Origin of the sequence: Baaleninema sp. (assembly GCF_049974805.1) — a bacterium.
Classification (GTDB): Bacteria; Cyanobacteriota; Cyanobacteriia; order Cyanobacteriales; family Geitlerinemataceae; genus Baaleninema.
In genome coordinates, this window is sequence record NZ_JBNGCO010000208.1 from 1 (window position 1) to 3,590 (window position 3,590).

Consider the following 3,590-nt stretch of genomic DNA (forward strand, 5'->3'; position numbering starts at 1 on the left):
TGGCAAGATAAACTCCTGCCGGATCGAACAGGCATTTACTGGGGACTTGCGGGAACTCAGCCAATCCTTACGTTCCCGCCGTTGGTTCTAGCTTGAATTCCCAGGTCAGGTTCAGCATGAAACTATCTTAGCTTAGAAAATAAATATTTGTTCCCTAGGCTTAAGCGAACGACTCCCTCCCGTCGCTTCACCACCCCCCAAGCCTTCGGCTATGGGCGGAGTACTGCGACGGATCTTAATAGGGAACTTGCATGTTCGCCGCGTCGGATAAGGCGGGGATTTCGGGATAGCGTCCGCGCAAGCACTGCACCAGGCTGTATCCCACCGCCACCACGACGCCTAAGAACAGGGTGTTAACTAAGGTTTCGAGAAGCAAGGGAGCGCCCTGTTGCAATCCCGAGGCGAAGAGACTCAGCAGCAAGCCGCTAATGGAGAGGATGATACTCAGAAACAGGGCTTGCATGGCGTTGAAGCGCACGAATCGATCGAGGTTGGTGTTGCGAACGACGGCGAAAAATAAGATGAAAAAGACCAGCAGTCGCCCGAAGGGAATGCTGTTATAGAGTTGGATCAGCGGCAGCAACGGCAGAAATACCACTTGCAGGGGCGGAAACTGACGAAAGAGAAAGGTTCCGAAAACAATGCCCTCGACGAGGGGAATCAGATACATCACCGCCGACAGCAGGCGGGTGGGGAGGGCGAGGTCGGATCGATCGTTCATAAAATCTAAAAACTCCTAAAAACTCCTAAAAACTCTCGAAATTTCAAATTCTGCGTCTCGATCGACGCTTGTTTTATCCTATCGTTTTTCTTTCAGACGCGATAACGCAGACGCGATCGAGCCTCGTTTTCTCGATTAAGGAACGTAGTGATACGCCGCCTCGGACACCACGGGAACTTCGGGATAGCGCCCGCGCACGCACTGCACGATGGAATAAATCGCGACTCCAAAGAAGAGGAGAAACAGGAAGGTTGATATCGTATTCCCGAACAGGTTACTGGATATTTGAACGGTGTTGAATAGTCCAAAAACCGTGACCAATAAAAAGAGTGCGATCGACATTAACAATGCCTGCATAGTATTAAACCGTAAAAAATGGTTGATGCGTGGATTCCTCACGACTCCCAACAACAGCGCGAAAAATAGAATTAAGCGTCCAAATGGAATGGCAGAAATCAAGCCGTAAACACTTAAAAACGGCGCTAGTCCAATCAATATAAATTGACCCAAAAACGGGATTTGGCTAAACAAATAGCTACCAAACCCCGTCGCTTCGAGAAGGGGAAGTAAGTACACCGCACAGGAAAAGATGCGATCGAACGGGGAACTGGAACCGCGCCAACTCATAAACAATCCTCCATTTCAGTTAAAACTCGGCGGAACAGCCAAAAATAAAATGTTCTCTGGGACAGAATTTGACTTTATCGGCTTATCTGATTTTACAAATTTTCGAGAGGTTTATGCCGTTTTAGGGAGAGTCCAAATCCAAAACCGGCCCGTAAGGAACGATGCCCGTGGGATTGATTTTATTATGGCTTTTATAGTAGTGATGCTTGATGTGGTCGAAATTACAGGTCGCTTTAACGGCAGGAATTTGATAAATCGATTTTAGGTATTTCCATAAATTAGGATAGTCCCAAATATGGCGTAAATTGCATTTGAAATGACCGTAATAAACGGCATCGAACCGCAGCAACGTCGTAAACATACAAATATCGGCTTCCGTCATGCGATCGCCGCACAGATAGGGCTGTTGGCTTAAAACCGCCTCCCACTCGTCGAGATTCGCGAACAACTCAGTCACCGCCTCTTCGTAAGCCGTTTGCGTAGTGGCGAAGCCAGCGCGATAAACGCCGTTGTTAATCGGTTGATAAATCTTATCGATCGCCCCGTCGATGCTGTCTTTTAAGGCTTCGCTGTAAAACATCCTGTCGTGGGTGGCGATCGCGTTAAATTCCCTATCGAACATCCGAATAATTTCGCGAGATTCGTTATTGACGATGGTTCCTGTTTCTTTATCCCACAATACCGGAACCGTGACGCGCCCCGTATAGTTGGGTTCGGCTTTCCCGTAAATCTCCCGCAAATACCTCGCAGCGTTGACGGTATCGGGAACGCATCCCGGCGCGTCCGAAAAAAACCAGCCTTCCTCACCCATGTAGGGATCGACGATTGAAACCTCAATCGACTGTTCTAATCCCTTCAAACCGCGCATAATAAGAGTTCGATGCGCCCAGGGACAAGCTAAACTGACGTACAGATGATAGCGTCCGGCTTCGGCTTTAAAGCCACTGCTTCCGTCGGCGGTAATCCAATTTCGGAACGTGGTACTGGGGCGAAGGAAACGCCCCTTCTCGTCTTCCTGAGTGCGATCGCTGACCCATTTTCCGTTGACTAACATTCCTAATGCCATTTTTTTGAGCCTCTCGAATTGTTTGTTATGCAGCAACAACGAATTAAATTTCTCGAGCAACCCACCTCTGAAGCTTGGGTCGAACAAGCGTTAGCGAATCTCGATACCGTATTACTCGACCATTCCCACTGCGAACGCAAAGCGGCCGGCGTCGCTCTCAACATGATGTGTCGCTACCCCTCCGATGCCAAACTGGTAGGAGAACTGACGGCGATCGCCAAAGAAGAACTCGACCACTTTCAACAGGTTAACCGAATTTTAGAGCGTCGTGGCGTGCCGTTAGCGCCTCTGGCACCGCCTCCCTACGGTGGAAAACTCAAATCCCTAGTTCGGCGAGACGAACCCCAACGCCAACTGGATTTGTTGTTGGTGGCGGGACTCATCGAAGCGCGATCGCACGAACGGTTGGGACTGTTGGCGGCGCATCTTGAGGATCGGGACTTGGCGGCGTTTTATCGCAGCTTGATGGCCTCAGAAGCGCGTCATTACGGCGCGTATTGGGGCTTAGCGACGGCTAATTTCGATCGCGAGACCGTCGAAGCACGTTTGCAAGAACTGGCCGCCGCAGAAAGCGAAATTCTCTCGACCTTACACCCCCAACCGAGAATCCACAGCTAATGAATTAATAATTGACAACTTCTCCCCCTCTCCCCCTCTCCGGAAGCTCCCCCTCTCGAACTCACGATCGATGTCTGACGACAAACCCACCCGACAACATTCGGAACTGGTTCGTCTGACGCCCACCCAGGAACGTCAGTTGAGGCGGTGGCGGCGATCGTCGGAGGAGGACGCCTCGTCCAACTCCCAAAATCGGGGATTTCCGTGGCGGTGGGGGTTGTCGGTGTTGGCGGTGTGGTCGGTGGCGTTGACGTTGGCGGCGGTTGCGATCGTGGTCTTGGGGAACCCTCGCTTTGCACGCGATCGACGCCGCGACCCCGAACAGCTCTCGATTTGGACGCCGATCGCCATTGTGGTCTGTTGTGCGACGGGAACCCTCGTTTTCAAATTCTGGCTCGATTCCGATCGAAGGCGGTAAACCTCAGATGTTTCCGGTGTTCAAAACCTCGCATAAAATGGAACGAGCAGGCGATCGCATCAGTTGCAATTTTTGGGAAAATCCAGGCTCGATCGTCCTTGGAAAGCGCCGGTTTACCCTTGGCATTCTACCTAATTTTG

5 protein-coding genes and 1 pseudogene are annotated in these 3,590 nt (G+C 50.9%); 2 read left to right on the forward strand and 4 right to left on the reverse strand.

Annotated features, from left to right (window positions below):
- The 4 genes and pseudogenes from ACP5D4_RS21270 to ACP5D4_RS21285 all read right to left on the reverse strand — a co-directional run.
- A pseudogene (locus ACP5D4_RS21270) lies at positions 1–118 on the reverse strand (RNA-guided endonuclease TnpB family protein); the annotation flags it as partial.
- Between the two features lie 117 nt (positions 119–235).
- Positions 236–721, reverse strand: coding sequence for a Tic20 family protein (locus ACP5D4_RS21275; protein WP_428013606.1), 486 nt, complete (start codon positions 719–721; stop codon positions 236–238).
- A gap of 135 nt (positions 722–856) precedes the next feature.
- Complete coding sequence (locus ACP5D4_RS21280; RefSeq protein ID WP_428013607.1) at positions 857–1,348, reverse strand: Tic20 family protein; 492 nt, start codon at positions 1,346–1,348, stop codon at positions 857–859.
- 121 nt (positions 1,349–1,469) lie between these two features.
- Positions 1,470–2,414, reverse strand: a complete 945-nt coding sequence (locus ACP5D4_RS21285; RefSeq protein ID WP_428013608.1) for a glutathione S-transferase family protein — start codon at positions 2,412–2,414, stop codon at positions 1,470–1,472.
- Between the two features lie 27 nt (positions 2,415–2,441).
- On the opposite strand from ACP5D4_RS21285, the gene ACP5D4_RS21290 reads away from it, so the two are divergent.
- Both ACP5D4_RS21290 and ACP5D4_RS21295 read left to right on the forward strand, forming a co-directional pair.
- Positions 2,442–3,032, forward strand: coding sequence for a tRNA-(ms[2]io[6]A)-hydroxylase (locus ACP5D4_RS21290; protein ID WP_428013609.1), 591 nt, complete (start codon positions 2,442–2,444; stop codon positions 3,030–3,032).
- 70 nt (positions 3,033–3,102) lie between these two features.
- Positions 3,103–3,450 carry a hypothetical protein gene (locus ACP5D4_RS21295; RefSeq protein WP_428013610.1) on the forward strand — a complete coding sequence of 116 codons (348 nt, stop codon included), beginning with the start codon at positions 3,103–3,105 and terminating at the stop codon, positions 3,448–3,450.
- The last annotated feature ends 140 nt before the right edge of the window (positions 3,451–3,590 follow it).

Excerpts from the sequence above, each read along its gene's own strand:
- ACP5D4_RS21295 (WP_428013610.1), top strand. The coding sequence starts at position 3,103 with ATGTCTGACGACAAACCCACCCGACAACATTCGGAACTGGTTCGTCTG.
- ACP5D4_RS21285 (WP_428013608.1), bottom strand. The coding sequence starts at position 2,414 with ATGGCATTAGGAATGTTAGTCAACGGAAAATGGGTCAGCGATCGCACT.
- ACP5D4_RS21275 (WP_428013606.1), bottom strand. The coding sequence starts at position 721 with ATGAACGATCGATCCGACCTCGCCCTCCCCACCCGCCTGCTGTCGGCG.
- ACP5D4_RS21290 (WP_428013609.1), top strand. The coding sequence starts at position 2,442 with ATGCAGCAACAACGAATTAAATTTCTCGAGCAACCCACCTCTGAAGCT.
- ACP5D4_RS21280 (WP_428013607.1), bottom strand. The coding sequence starts at position 1,348 with ATGAGTTGGCGCGGTTCCAGTTCCCCGTTCGATCGCATCTTTTCCTGT.